This window comes from Modestobacter marinus (assembly GCF_019799945.1).
Classification (GTDB): Bacteria; Actinomycetota; Actinomycetes; order Mycobacteriales; family Geodermatophilaceae; genus Modestobacter; species Modestobacter marinus_B.
In genome coordinates, this window is record NZ_JABGCH010000012.1 from 21,997 (window position 1) to 36,166 (window position 14,170).

Annotated in this window: 9 protein-coding genes; 6 read left to right on the forward strand and 3 right to left on the reverse strand. The window is 73.7% G+C overall.

The window, feature by feature from the left end:
* The first annotated feature begins 24 nt into the window (after nt 1-24).
* The 4 genes from HK417_RS12335 to HK417_RS12350 all read left to right on the forward strand — a co-directional run bounded on the left by HK417_RS12335 (nt 25) and on the right by HK417_RS12350 (nt 5,971).
* Nucleotides 25-456, forward strand: coding sequence for a VOC family protein (locus HK417_RS12335; RefSeq protein WP_222266819.1), 432 nt, complete (start codon nt 25-27; stop codon nt 454-456).
* A gap of 1 nt (nt 457) precedes the next feature.
* The gene (mshC, locus tag HK417_RS12340; protein ID WP_222266821.1) at nt 458-1,732 is read left to right on the forward strand and encodes a cysteine--1-D-myo-inosityl 2-amino-2-deoxy-alpha-D-glucopyranoside ligase; all 1,275 of its coding nucleotides are present in this window, start codon (nt 458-460) and stop codon (nt 1,730-1,732) included.
* Nucleotides 1,733-1,734: 2 nt separating this feature from the next.
* Complete coding sequence (locus HK417_RS12345; RefSeq protein ID WP_222266823.1) at nt 1,735-2,811, forward strand: HD domain-containing protein; 1,077 nt, start codon at nt 1,735-1,737, stop codon at nt 2,809-2,811.
* Between the two features lie 196 nt (nt 2,812-3,007).
* Nucleotides 3,008-5,971 carry a serine/threonine-protein kinase gene (locus HK417_RS12350; RefSeq protein ID WP_222266825.1) on the forward strand — a complete coding sequence of 988 codons (2,964 nt, stop codon included), beginning with the start codon at nt 3,008-3,010 and terminating at the stop codon, nt 5,969-5,971.
* A 343-nt stretch (nt 5,972-6,314) separates the two neighbouring features.
* Here HK417_RS12350 and HK417_RS12355 read toward each other — a convergent pair whose 3' ends face one another.
* On the reverse strand, nt 6,315-7,175 hold the full coding sequence (locus HK417_RS12355; RefSeq protein ID WP_222266827.1) for a PAC2 family protein: 861 nt from the start codon (nt 7,173-7,175) through the stop codon (nt 6,315-6,317).
* Nucleotides 7,176-7,388: 213 nt separating this feature from the next.
* On the opposite strand from HK417_RS12355, the gene metH reads away from it, so the two are divergent.
* A complete protein-coding gene (metH, locus tag HK417_RS12360) occupies nt 7,389-11,183 on the forward strand; it encodes a methionine synthase (RefSeq protein ID WP_222266829.1) in 3,795 nt (1,264 codons plus the stop codon).
* A gap of 8 nt (nt 11,184-11,191) precedes the next feature.
* Complete coding sequence (locus tag HK417_RS12365) at nt 11,192-11,866, forward strand: HAD family hydrolase (RefSeq protein ID WP_308123540.1); 675 nt, start codon at nt 11,192-11,194, stop codon at nt 11,864-11,866.
* Nucleotides 11,867-11,873: 7 nt separating this feature from the next.
* On the opposite strand, the gene HK417_RS12370 is transcribed toward HK417_RS12365, so the two are convergent.
* The gene (locus HK417_RS12370; RefSeq protein ID WP_222266831.1) at nt 11,874-13,070 is read right to left on the reverse strand and encodes an amidohydrolase family protein; all 1,197 of its coding nucleotides are present in this window, start codon (nt 13,068-13,070) and stop codon (nt 11,874-11,876) included.
* A gap of 96 nt (nt 13,071-13,166) precedes the next feature.
* Nucleotides 13,167-14,099, reverse strand: coding sequence for a RecB family exonuclease (locus tag HK417_RS12375; RefSeq protein WP_222266833.1), 933 nt, complete (start codon nt 14,097-14,099; stop codon nt 13,167-13,169).
* Nucleotides 14,100-14,170 lie beyond the last annotated feature (71 nt).

Consider the following 14,170-nt stretch of genomic DNA (forward strand, 5'->3'; position numbering starts at 1 on the left):
GCCGGTCCTGCCAGGATGCGCCGCATGCCGCACCGCAGCCGACTGGCGATCCTGCTGCTCGACCTCCCGCCGGAGCACCACGCCGCCGGCCGTGACTTCTGGTCCGCGGCGACCGGGCTCCCGGTCCAGCCCGACGACACCGACCAGAACTGGTCCTCGCTCGGCTCCCTCGCCGACGGCTTCCACCTCGAGGTGCAGCGCACCGGGCCGGGCACGCCGCCCCGGTGGCACGTCGACGTCGAGACCGACGACATCCCGGCCGAGGTCGCCCGGCTGGAGGCGCTGGGCGCACGCCGGCTGGCCGACATGGGCCGCTTCTGGCAGATGACCGACCCGGCCGGGCTGGTCTTCTGCGTCGTCGGCGTCCAGACCGGGGACGACTTCGAGCGGCACGCCACGACATGGCCGGACCCGGGCGGCGTGCCGTCCCGTCGGTGGCCCGTCCTAGGCTCGTGACGTGCTCTCCTGGCCCGCTCCGCTCCTGCCGACCCTGCCCGGGTCCGGCTCCGCGCTACGGCTGCACGACACCGCGCGCGGTGAGGTCGTCGAGACGCAGCCGGGCCGCACCGCCCGGATGTACGTCTGCGGCATCACCCCCTACGACGCCACCCACCTCGGCCACGCCGCCACCTACCTGGCCTTCGACCTGGTCAACCGGGTGTGGCGGGACGGCCGGCGCGCCGTCCACTACGTCCAGAACGTCACCGACGTCGACGACCCGCTGTTCGAGCGGGCCGACCGGGACGGCGAGGACTGGATCGTGCTGGGCATGCGGGAGACCGCGCTCTTCCGGGAGGACATGACCGCCCTGCGCGTGCTCCCCCCGGAGGACTTCGTGGGCGCCGTCGAGGCCATCCCGCGGATCGTCGGCCACGTCGAGGCGCTCTGGGACGCGGGCCTGGCCTACCAGCTGGACGACGGCACCAGTGACGTCTACCACGACATCTCCCAGGCGCCGGGTTTCGGCAACGAGTCCGGCTACGACGAGGAGACGATGCTGCGGCTGTCCGCCGAGCGCGGCGGCGACCCCGACCGCTCCGGGAAGCGGCACCGCCTCGATCCACTGCTGTGGCGCGGCACCCGGGACGGCGAGCCCTCCTGGCCCGGCCCGCGCGGGGTCGAGGGCCGCCCCGGCTGGCACATCGAGTGCGCCTCCATCGCGCTGGACACCATCGGCATGGGCTTCGACGTGCAGGGCGGCGGCAGCGACCTGGTGTTCCCGCACCACGAGTACTCCGCCGTCCACGGTGAGGGGCTGACCGGCAGCAAGCCCTTCGCCCGCGCCTACGTGCACGCCGCGATGATCGGCCTGGACGGCGAGAAGATGAGCAAGAGCCGCGGCAACCTGGTCTTCGTCTCCCGGCTGCGCGGAGAGGGCATCGACCCGATGGCCATCCGGCTCGCCCTGCTCGCCGGGCACTACCGCACCGACCGCGCCTGGACCCCCGACCTGCTGGCAGCCGCCGAGCAGCGGCTGGCCACCTGGCGGCGCGCGGTCGAGCTGCCCGTCGGCCCACCCGCCGGCCCCGTCCTGACCGGGGTCCGGGAGCGGTTGTCCGACGACCTGGACTCCCCGGGGGCGATCGCGCTGGTCGACGCGTGGGCCGCGGCCGCGATCGCGGAGGCGGAGTCCAGCGGCGTCCCGGCGGCCCGGGCCGGCGACGACTGGGACGAGCAGTCACCCGCCGTCGTCCGCGACGTCGTCGACGCGCTGCTCGGCATCGCGCTCTGACCATGGCCCAGCACGAGGAACCCAGCAGGGCACGACGGGCGTTCCTCCGGGTCGACCGGACGGCCCGGGAGGCCGCCGAGGAGTTCCAGGCCGCCGCCGCGACCCGGTCCCGCGCCACCCGGGGCCGTACCCGCCCGGAGCCGGAGGACCCGCTGCGCACTTGTTGGGAACTCGACCGGGACCGGATCCTGCACGCCAAGGCCTTCCGCCGGCTGAAGCACAAGACGCAGGTCTTCCTGCACCCCGACGGCGACCACTTCGTCACCCGGCTCACGCACACGCTGCAGGTCACCCAGGTGGCCCGGTCGCTGGCCCGCGCGCTGGGGCTGCACGAGACCCTGGCCGAGGCCATCGCGCTCGGCCACGACGTCGGGCACTCGCCGTTCGGCCACATCGGCGAGGACGCGCTCGACCCGTACGTGCCCGGCGGCTGGCACCACGCCGCGCAGGGGGTGCGAATCGTCGAGGTGCTCGAGGACCTCAACCTCACGTGGGAGGTCCGCGACGGCATCCGGGCGCACAGCTGGAAGATCACCCCGCCGCCGGCCACCCGGGAGGCGGAGTGCGTGCGGTTCGCCGACCGGATCGGCTACCTGTCGCACGACGCCCTCGACGCCGTCCGGGCCGGAGTGCTGCGTCCCGGGGACCTCCCGGCCCGCGCCCTGGCGACCTTCGGGCCGCCCGGGGGTCCCATGGTGGGCGCGATGATCGAGGCCGTCGTCGAGGGCACGCTCGCGGCAGACGCCGCCGGCGAAGAACCCGCCGTCCGGATGGACCCCGAGGCGCTGGAGGCGATGCACGAGCTGCGCGAGTTCATGTTCGCGCGGGTCTACGAGTCCGACGTCGCGGCCGGGCAGAAGCACGTGGCGATCGACGTCATCCGGCGGCTGGTCGACCACCACCTGGCCCATCCGGAGCTGATCCCGGCCAGCTACCGCGACACCGAGGCCGACCTGGTCACCCAGGTCGTCGACCACGTCACCGGGATGACCGACCGGTTCGCCCTCGCCACCCACGACCGGCTCTTCGACGACACCGCGTCGATGCGGATGCGACCGCTGCTGGGCATCACACGGTGACCCGCGCGGCAGCGTCCGGGTCCCGGCCCACCTTGGTGGGCAAGAACGACACCTGACGAGGTCCGCGATCACCCCTGCGGTACCTGCTGCGGCACCTCGCTGCGGCCCACCCTGTGGTGGACGGATCCCCGGACACGCAGGTAGGTAGCCCAGTGCCCAGCTCATACCGCGTCCAGCAGAGCGCAGGCGGTCGGCCATGACGACCCAGCAACCGGGCGTCGTGATCGCCGGCTACCGGATCGAGTCACTGATCGGTCGCGGCGGGATGGCGGTCGTCTACCGCGCCGAGGACATGCGGCTGGGCCGCAAGGTCGCGTTGAAGCTGCTCAGCCCCCAGCTGGCGGACAACGAGCAGTTCCGGCAGCGCTTCGTCATGGAGTCCCGGCTGGCCGCATCGCTGGACCACCCGAACATCGTCCCGATCTACGAGGCGGGGGAGTCCGCCGGGCAGCTGTTCATCGCGATGCGCTACGTCGTCGGCAGCGACCTCAAGGCGCTGCTCACCGCGAGTGGTCCGCTGACCCCGGAGCGGACGCTGCAGATCCTCGGCCAGGTCGCGGACGCCCTGGACTCCGCCCACGGGGCCGGGCTGGTGCACCGGGACGTTAAGCCGGGGAACGTCCTCGTGGCGGCCGGCGCGGAGCGCCCCTGGCAGGTCCGCGGCGACCACGTCTACCTCACCGACTTCGGCCTGACCAAGCGCACCGCCGGGCTGTCGAGCGGGCTGACCGGCACCGGGCACTTCCTCGGCACCGCCGACTACGTCTCACCCGAGCAGATCCAAGGTCGGCCCGTCGGCCCGGCCACCGACATCTACGCGCTGGGCTGCGTGGCCTACGAGTGCCTGACCGGGCAGCTGCCATTCCGTCGCGAGGAGGACGCCGCGCTGCTGTGGGCGCACCTGGTCGAGCCGCCGCCGCCGGTCACCGCGGCCCGGCCAGAGGTCCCCGCGGCGGTCAACGCGGTGGTGGCCCGGGCCATGGCCAAGGAGCCCGCGGACCGGTACGGCTCCTGCGAGGAGTTCGTGGACGAGCTGGAGCTGGCCCTCGGCGGGCACGCCTCCCCGTCCGGGCCTGCCGAGCCGCGGGTCCACGGCGGCGCAGCGGCCGTTCGCCCCGACACGGCGTCGGACCGCTCCGGTCCCTTCGCGCCCATCTCCGCGTCGGTGGACCACCAGCCCGACCTGGTGGACGACGCCGGGTCGGACCGGGACGACGACGACCGAGGCGCCGGTCGGGCGCAGGAGCCCGTCGCTGCGCCGGCCGCGCTGACGGACTCGGACGACCTCCCCACGGTCGTCGGTGTGGCCGGTGCGACCCCGTCGGACGTGACTGGGGATCCGCGGCCGAGCGGCTCCCCGCGGCGTCGTCTCGCCCCGCGGATGGTCGCAGTCGGCCTGCTCACCCTCGCCCTGGGAGCCGGTGCGGTCGTGGTCGGCATGCCCGAATCGGGCAAGGCCACGGCCGTCGTGGCCGAGCCCGCGGACTCTCCCGGGAGCTACGCGTTCACCGAGCCACCCGCGCCGGGCGCCGCGGCAGCGGAGTTGACGGCGGCGTCGGTCGTCCCGGCGGAGGGCGGTGACCCGGCCGGCTCCGCCGGCGCGGTCGTGACGGTCTCCGGGGACACCGTCGGACTCTACGGCGGCATGGGTGCCGAGGCGTGCGACGCCGACGGCCTCGCCACCTACTTCGAGACCCATCCGGACCGGGCGGAGGCCTGGGCCGGTGCCCAGGACATCGAGACCGGGCAGATCCGCGACTTCCTGGCGTCGCTCACCCCGGTGGTCCTCCGCACCGACACGGCCGTCACGAACCACAGCTTCCGGGACGGCAGCGCGCAGCCCTACCAGGCCGTCCTGCAGGCCGGGAGTGCTGTGCTCATCGACGAGCGGGGCGTGCCCCGCGTCCGGTGTGCGTGCGGCAACCCGCTCCGCCCGCCAGCCGAGCTCGAAGCCGTCGAGTACACCGGCGAGCCATGGCCTGAGCTGGAGAGCAGTTCCGTGACGGTCGTCCAGCCGGCCCCGGCCACCATCCAGACCTTCGTCCTGGTCGTCGAGCAGCAGGACACGGCCGTGGTCGTCGACCGGCCGCGGGGCAGTGACGGTGCGTACGACCAGCCGGCTGCACCCGAGGTCGTCGAGGCCGCGCTGACCTTCTCCGCCGAGAACCCGGCGAGTGCCGTGTCGAGCGGCAACACATCGAGCGGTGACCAGCCCGCCGGGGAGTCCACGTCGTCGTCGACCACCAGCACGGGTGAGGACACGGACCCCGGTACGGACCCCGGGACGGGCGAGGGCACCAACCCCGGCGCGAACTCGGGTACGGACCCCGGGAGTCGTGAGGGCGCCAACTTCGGCACGGGCACCGACCCGGGTACGGGTGAGGGCACCGACCCCGGGACGGGTGAGGGCACCGACCCCGGGACGGGTGAGGGCACCGACCCCGGTACGGACCCTGGGACGGGTGAGGGCACGGACCCTGGTCCGGGCGGGGGCACCGAGCCGGGTCCGGGTGGGGGCACGGACCCTGGTCCGGGCGGGGGCACCGAGCCGGGTCCGGGTGGGGGCACCGACCCTGGTCCGGGTGGGGGCACCGAGCCGGGTCCGGGTGGGGGCACGGACCCTGGTCCGGGTGGGGGCACCGAGCCGGGTCCGGGTGAGGGCACCGACCCCGGTACGGACCCTGGGACGGGTGAGGGCACGGACCCTGGTCCGGGCGGGGGCACCGACCCCGGGACGGGTGGGGGCACGGACCCTGGTCCGGGTGGGGGCACCGAGCCGGGTCCGGGTGAGGGCACCGAGCCGGGTCCGGGTGAGGGCACCGACCCCGGGACGGGTGAGGGCACCGAGCCGGGTCCGGGTGAGGGCACCGACCCCGGGACGGGTGAGGGCACGGACCCTGGTCCGGGCGGGGGCACCGACCCCGGGACGGGTGGGGGCACGGACCCTGGTCCGGGTGGGGGCACCGAGCCGGGTCCGGGTGAGGGCACCGACCCTGGTTCCGGTGGGGGCACCGAGCCGGGTCCGGGTGAGGGCACCGACCCTGGTTCCGGTGGTGGCACCGAGGAGGGCTCGGGCTCGGGCTCTGAGGGTGGTGCCGATTCGGAGACGGACGGCGGCGCCCCGCCGGAGGAGGCTCCGCCGCCCCCGACCTCCGCGTGACTCGAACCCCACCCCGAGACGACGCTGCCCGGTCCGCCCCACGGGGCGGGCCGGGCAGCGGTTCAGCCGGGGCAGGTCGGGTCGTGCCGCCGCGGCGGCGCAGCGGAGGGACCGCCTCCCTCTCGCCCCTCGCAGGCTCGGGGCGAGCCTCCGGAGGCGGCCGGTTCAGGTCGTGCCGCCGCGGCGGCGCAGCGGAAGGACCGCCTCCCTCTCGCCCCTCGCAGGCTCGGGGCGAGCCTCCGGAGGCGGCCGGTTCAGGTCGTGCCGCCGCGGCGGCGCAGCGGAAGGACCGCCTCCCTCTCGCCCCTCGCAGGCTCGGGGCGAGCCTCCGGAGGCGGCCGGTTCAGGTCGTGCCGCCGCGGCGGCGCAGATACCTCTCGAACTCGCGGGCGATCTGGTCGCCGTTGGCCTGGGAGAGGTCGCTGGCGGTCTGCCGCTCCTCGAGGGAGCGCACGTACTCGACGACCTCGTCGTCCTCCTGGGCCATCTCCGAAACCGTCTTCACCCACTCCGCGGCCTGCTCCGGCAGGGTGCCCAGAGGCACGGTGAGCTCCAAGACCTCCTCCACGCGCTGCAGCAGCGCGACGGTCGCCTGCGGCGACGGCGGCTGGGAGACGTAGTGCGGAACGGCGGCCCAGAAGCTCAGCGAGGGCAGCCCGGCCTGCACGCAGGCGTCCTGGAACACGCCGAGGATCCCGGTGGGGCCTTCGTACCGGGAGGTCTCCAGGCCCCACTGACGCGCAGAGTCGGAGTCGTACGCCGAGCCGGTGACCGGGGTCGGCCGGGTGTGCGGGGTGTCGGCGAGCAGCGCGCCCAGCCCGATCACGGTGTGCGCGCCCAGCTCCTGGCACAGCTCGATGAGCTCCTCGCAGAAGCCGCGCCACCGCATGTTCGGCTCGATGCCCCTGATGAGGACGACGTGCCGTTCGGTGCCCGGGGGCTGCGCCACGGAGACGCGGGTGGTCGGCCACTCGATCCGCCGGCTCACCCCGTCGACCAGCGAGACGGTGGGCCGGTTGACCTGGAAGTCGTAGTAGTCCTCGGGGTCGAGCGCGGCCAGCGGGGTGGCGTCCCAGATCAGCTCCAGGTGCTCGACGGCACCGGTGGCGGCGTCCCCGGCGTCGTTCCACCCCTCGAACGCCACGACCACCACCGGGTCGTGCAGCGGGGGCAGCTCGTCTGCGGAGGGCTGGGGATCGATCACCCTTCGAGCCTACGTCGATCCGCGCGCCCGACTCCGTCCACGAGCGGCCTGTCCCCTCGAAGGGTGCCCAGGGGGCGTTCCCCTGCCGGGCGGAAGTGAGACCATGGGCAGGCCGTTCGTGGACGACGAGGCGCTGAGGCCCGTCGGAACTGCCAGAGCCCTGGCGCCGGACGCTCCCGTGACCGTGCCCGACCGAGCTCCCGAGGTCTTCCCTTGTCCGACTCCCCAGACCTGCGCCCCGACGCCACGGCGACGCTGACGGACCTGCTCCGCCGCCGGATCCTGGTGCTCGACGGCGCGATGGGCACGGCCATCCAGCGGAACCGCCCCGACGAGGCCGGCTACCGCGGGGAGCGGTTCGCCGACTGGCCCAGCGACGTGCAGGGCAACAACGACCTGCTCAGCATCACGCAGCCGGAGATCATCGCCGGCATCCACCGCGAGTACCTCGAGGCCGGCGCGGACCTCCTCGAGACCAACACGTTCAACGCCACCCGCATCTCGCTGGCCGACTACGGCATGCAGGAGCTCGCCTACGAGATCAACCTGGCCTCGGCCCGGCTCGCCCGCCGGGAGTGCGACGCGGTGAGCACCCCGGAGCGACCCCGCTGGGTGGTCGGCGCGATCGGCCCGACCAGCCGGACGGCGTCCATCTCGCCGGACGTCAACGACCCCGGGGCGCGCAACGTCTCCTTCGACGAGCTGGTCGAGGCCTACCTCGAGCAGGCCGACGGGCTGGTCGACGGCGGCGCCGACGCGCTGCTCATCGAGACGATCTTCGACACCCTGAACGCCAAGGCGGCCATCTTCGCCCTGGAGACGCTGTTCGAGCAGCGGGACCGCCGCTGGCCGGTGCTGATCTCCGGCACCATCACCGACGCCTCGGGCCGGACCCTCTCCGGCCAGGTCACCGAGGCCTTCTGGTACTCGGTGCGGCACGTCCGGCCGCTGCTGGTGGGGTTGAACTGCGCGCTCGGCGCGAAGGACATGCGGCCCTACATCGCCGAGCTGTCCCGGATGGCGGACACCTTCGTGTCCTGCTACCCGAACGCCGGGCTGCCCAACGCGTTCGGCGAGTACGACGAATCGCCCGAGGAGACCGCCGCCGTGGTCGGCGAGTTCGCCGACAGCGGCTTCGTGAACCTGGTCGGCGGCTGCTGCGGCACCACGCCCGCGCACATCGCCGCGATCGCCGGCGCGGTCGCCGGGACGGCGCCCCGCACGCCGCCCACGGTGCGCCCCGCGCTGCGGCTGTCCGGACTCGAGCCGCTGACCGTCGACGAGGACTCGCTGTTCGTCAACGTCGGCGAGCGCACGAACATCACCGGGTCCGCGCGCTTCCGGAAGCTGATCAAGGCAGGGGACTACGGCACCGCCCTCGCCGTCGCCCGCCAGCAGGTCGAGGCCGGCGCGCAGGTGATCGACGTCAACATGGACGAGGGCATGATCGACGGCGTCGCGGCGATGGACCGCTTCCTGAAGCTGGTGGCCGCCGAACCCGACATCTGCCGCGTGCCCACCATGATCGACTCCTCCAAGTGGGAGGTGATCGAGGCCGGGCTGAAGTGCGTCCAGGGCAAGGCGATCGTCAACTCCATCTCGCTCAAGAACGGTGAGGAGGAGTTCGTCCGGGAGGCCCGGCTGTGCCGGAAGTACGGCGCCGCCGTCGTGGTCATGGCCTTCGACGAGAACGGCCAGGCCGACAGCCTCGAGCGGCGCCGGCAGATCTGCCGCCGCGCCTACGACGTGCTGACCCAGCAGGTCGGGTTCCCGGCCGAGGACGTCATCTTCGACCCGAACGTCTTCGCGGTGGCGACCGGCATCGAGGAGCACGCCCGCTACGGGCTGGACTTCATCGAGGCGACCCGCTGGATCAAGGAGAACCTGCCCGGCGCGCTGGTCTCCGGCGGCGTCTCCAACGTCTCGTTCTCGTTCCGCGGCAACAACCGGGTGCGCGAGGCCATCCACGCGGTCTTCCTGTTCCACGCGATCGCGGCCGGCATGGACATGGGCATCGTCAACGCCGGTGCCCTCGAGGTCTACGACGAGGTGCCGGCCGACCTGCGGGAACGGATTGAGGACGTCATCCTCAACCGGCGCACGGACAGCACAGAGCGCCTCCTGGAGATCGCCGGGGACTACGCCGCCGGCGAGGCCACCGTCGAGCCGGCCGCCGAGGAGTGGCGCGCCCTCCCGGTCGGCGAGCGCATCACCCACGCCCTGGTGAAGGGCATCGACGAGTTCGTCGAGGCCGACACCGAGGAACTGCGCCTGGAGATCGCCGCCCGCGGTGGCCGGCCGATCGAGGTGATCGAGGGCCCGCTGATGGCCGGCATGAACGTCGTCGGCGACCTGTTCGGCGCGGGCAAGATGTTCCTGCCGCAGGTGGTCAAGTCCGCGCGGGTCATGAAGAAGGCCGTCGCGCACCTGGTCCCGTACATCGAGGCGGAGCGGCAGCCGGGCGACGTCGATCGCAGCAACGGCACGGTCGTCATGGCCACGGTGAAGGGCGACGTCCACGACATCGGGAAGAACATCGTCGGCGTCGTCCTGCAGTGCAACAACTACGACGTCGTCGACCTCGGCGTGATGGTGCCCGGGCAGAAGGTGCTCGACGCCGCCAAGGAGCACGGTGCGGACATCATCGGCCTGTCCGGGCTGATCACGCCGTCGCTGGACGAGATGGTGAACCTGGCCGGGGAGATGGAGCGGCAGGGCTTCGAGATCCCCCTGCTGATCGGCGGGGCGACCACCTCCCGGGCGCACACCGCGGTCAAGGTCGCGCAGCAGTACCACGGCCCGGTGGTCTGGGTGAAGGACGCGTCCCGATCGGTGCCGGTGGTGGCGGCGCTGCTGTCGGACGAGCAGCGGCCCGCCCTGCTGGCCGAGGTGGAGGCGGACTACGCCGCGCTGCGGGCGCGGCACGCCGCCCGGCAGGACACCCGCACCCTGCTGCCGCTGGCCGCCGCCCGGGCCGCGGCGCCGCCGATCGACTGGACCGACTACCACCCGCCTCGGCCGCGGATGCTCCTGCAGCAGACCAAGGACGTCTGCACCGGGCCGGACTGCGACCACACGCACGGCAAGGCCACCCAGTTCGTCCGGACCTTCGCGGACTACCCGCTGGAGGAGTTGCGCGAGTACATCGACTGGCAGCCGTTCTTCAACGCCTGGGAGATCCGCGGCCGGTTCCCCGACGTCCTCAACAACCCGACGACCGGAGAGGCCGCCCGCCGGCTGTACGAGGACGCGCAGGCGATGCTCGACCGGATCGTCGAGGAACGGTGGCTGAGGGCCAGCGGGGTCCTGGGTCTCTTCCCGGCCAACCGGGTGGACGGCGAGGACATCGAGGTCTACACCGACGAGTCCCGCACCGCCGTCCGGGCCACCCTGCACCAGCTCCGCCAGCAGACCGAGGGGCGGGACGGCGCACCCCGCACGTCGCTGGCCGACTTCGTCGCCCCCAAGGACTCCGGCCTCCGCGACCACGTCGGCGCGTTCGCGGTGACCGCCGGACTGGGGTCGGCGGAGAAGGTCGCGGAGTTCAAGAAGGCGAACGACGACTACAGCGCCATCCTGCTCGAGTCGCTGGCCGACCGGCTCGCCGAGGCGTTCGCCGAGCGACTGCACGAGCGGGTGCGCAGGGAGTTCTGGGGCTACGCACCCGACGAGGCGCTGGACAGCGAGGGGCTGATCGCGGAGCGGTACCACGGCATCCGCCCGGCGCCGGGGTACCCGGCGTGCCCGGAGCACACCGAGAAGCGGACCATCTGGCAGCTGCTCGACGTCGAGGCGGCCACCGGCATCCAGCTCACCGAGAGCATGGCGATGTGGCCGGGGGCCGCGGTCAGCGGCCTGTACTTCTCCCATCCGCAGTCGCGGTACTTCGTGCTCGGCCGGATCGGCCAGGACCAGGTGGAGGACTACGCCCGGCGCAAGGGCTGGTCGGTCGCCGAGGCGGAACGCTGGCTCTCGCCGAACCTCGGCTACCGGACCGTCGACGAGTGAGGAGATCAGTGCAGTCACTGGAAGCGGTGCTGTTCGACATGGACGGCACGCTGGTCGAGACCGAGCACTACTGGGACCGCTCGCTGGAATTGCTCGCCGAGGACTTGGGCGGCCGGATGTCCGCCGAGGTGCGGCCGGCGATGGTCGGCGTCGCCGTGCCGGTGTCGCTGCAGCTGCTGTACGCCGACCTCGGGGTCACCCGGACCGCGGCGGAGCAGCTGCGGGACGACGTCTTCCTCTACGAGACCACCGGTCGGCAGATCGAGGCTGGTGTGCAGGGCCGCCCGGGGGCGCTGGAGCTGCTGTCCGCCGTCCGGGCCGCCGGGCTGCGCACCGCGCTGGTGACCTCCACCCACCGCCGGCTCGCCGACCGGGTGCTGGCCCAGGTCGGACCGGAGTTCTTCGACGTCACCGTGTGCGGCGACGAGGTCCCGGCGACCAAACCCGACCCGTCGCCCTATCTGCAGGCGATGGCGGCGCTCGGGGTGGGGCCCGCGTCGTGCGTGGTCATCGAGGACTCACTGGCCGGGATCACCGCGGGCCTGGCCGCAGGCGCCACCGTGGTCGGGGTGCCGACGTTGCAGTCACTGGAACCACAGGACGGCCTGGTCCTGCGGTCCACTCTCGCCGGGCTGACCGTCGAGGACCTGCGGGCGCTGCTCGACGACCGGATCGCCGCCTGACCTCGGTCTAGTCGGGGACGGTCCCGCCGGGCCCCACGACGCGGCCACGGGACACGACCGTGCGCACCGCCCGCAGGGCCCGGATGTCGGTGAGCGGGTCGCCGTCCACCGCCAGGAGGTCGGCGTCCAGGCCGGCGGCCAGTCGGCCGGTCCGGGCGGCGAGGCCGCACGCTCGCGCGGCGGCGCTCGTCGCCGAGGCGAGCGCCTCCTCGGCGGAGGCGCCGCAGTCGACCAGGTCGATGACGGCCTCGGAGAGGACGCCGTGCGTCTTCGACGGGTTGATGCCGCCGTCCGTGCCGCTCACCAGCCGGATGCCGGCCTCCCTCAGCTCGGTCACCTGGGCCAGTCGCCGGTCCCAGGTCATCCCGAGGCGGGTGATCACCGCGAGCATCTGCGGTGCGGGCTCGACGCCCGGCGTCCTGCCCAGGGTGGGACACACCGGCGTCCCGGCTCGGGCCAGCCGGGCGGACAGGCCGGCGGGGACGGCGAAACCGTGCTCGACGAAGCAGGACCCGTGCTCGATGCCGTCCACCCCGGCGGCCGCGCACCGCTCGACGGCGGTCAGCGGGTGGGCGTGCGCGGTGACCGGGAGGCCGACGGCATGCGCCTCATCGACGACCGCGCGGAGCTCGTCGAGGGTGAACTGACAGCCGAGGACGTCGGTGGCCACGGACATCACACCGCCACTGGCCATGATCTTGACGACGTCGGCACCCCGCTCGGCCCGTTCCCGGACAGCCCGGCGGAGCTGCTCCACGCCGGTGGCCTCACCGCCCAGCCACCAGCAGTGCCCCCGCACGGAGGTGATCGGCGGGCCGGCGGCGACCACGGTGGGCCCCGGTCCGGGGCCGCGGTGCCGGTCGACCACCGCCCAGTCGGCGTCCCCCAGGTCGCGCAACGCCGTGACCCCGGCGGCCAGCTGCCGGCGCAGCGAGGTGGTGACGATCTGGTCGACCGCGCCGGCGTCGAGCTCGGCGAGCTGGTCCAGCGCGCGGGGGCCGCCGTCCGCGCAGAGGTGGACGTGCGTGTCGATCAGGCCCGGCACCAAGGTGGCGCCGGCCAGGTCGGTCACGTCGCACCCGGCCGGAGGCGTCGCGTCGGCCGGCTCGACGCCGACGATCGTGCCGTCCTCCACGAGGACCAGGGCGCCGCCGGTCAGCACCCGCTCACCGTCGAAGGCCCGTTCCGCCCGGTAGCCGTGCACGGTCTGCCTCCTGGCCCCCGTGGATCCGCCGGCGCGACCGTACCGGGACCCCCGGGTCGTCCGCCGCCCCCGGCCGCGGCAATGGTCAGCCGCGGCTCAAACCGGGCTGACCGGCAGCGTCGTGCGCCAGCCCGCGGCCGCGGCGGCCTGTGCCGGGAACGGCGGGGGAGTGCCCCCGAACGCCGGGCACAGCGCCTGGTGGTCGCACCAGCCGCACAGCCGGCTCTTGTTCGCCCGGAAGTCACCGGTGGCTACCGCGCGCTCGATCGCCGCCCAGATCGCCTGCAGGGTGCGCTCGAACCGGACCAGCTCGGCCTCGTCCGGCGCGTAGGTGAGGGCGTCGGCGTCGCCGAGGTAGAGCAGCTTGAGCTGGGCGGCCACCACGCCGCGGGTGCGCCAGAGCACCAGCGCGTAGAACTTCATCTGGAACAACGCCTTGGCCTCGAAGGCCTCGCGCGGCACCGCGCCGGTCTTGTAGTCGACCACCCGGATGGCGCCGGTGGGGGCGACGTCGAGCCGGTCGACGTAGCCGCGCAGCAGCAGCCCGTCGGGGAGGGTGACCTCGACCAGCTCCTCGCGCCCGGCCGGCTGGATGCGGGTCGGGTCCTCGAGGGTGAAATAGTTCTCGACCAGCGCGCCGGCCGAGGTCAGCCACTCCTCCAGGCCACCCGCGCCGGCCGGCTCGGTGCCGTCCTCGGCCGCGGCGAAGAGCTCCTCGACGCCGTCCTCCTGGCGGAGCTCCTCCCAGGCCGGGGCGACCAACTCGCGGGCGGTGTCCAGGGTGCGCCGGGCCGGGGGGAGGTCGTAGAGCTTCTCCAGCACGGAGTGCACCAGCGTGCCGCGGACGGCGGCCCGGCTCTTCTTCTCCGGCAGGCGGTCGATGGTGCGGAACCGGTAGAGCAGCGGACAGGACTTGAAGTCCGCGGCACGCGACGGCGACAGCGAGGGCCGCCGCGGGGTGCCGTTGGCCGCCGTCGTCCGTTCCGTGGGGCTCTCGGGGGACCGGTCGGTCGCGAGCGTCGCCGTCATGGGACCGAGGCTAGGTCGGCGCTCCGACAGTTCCGAGTCTCCGCGCCGGAGATCCCACCGGACGCCGTCCG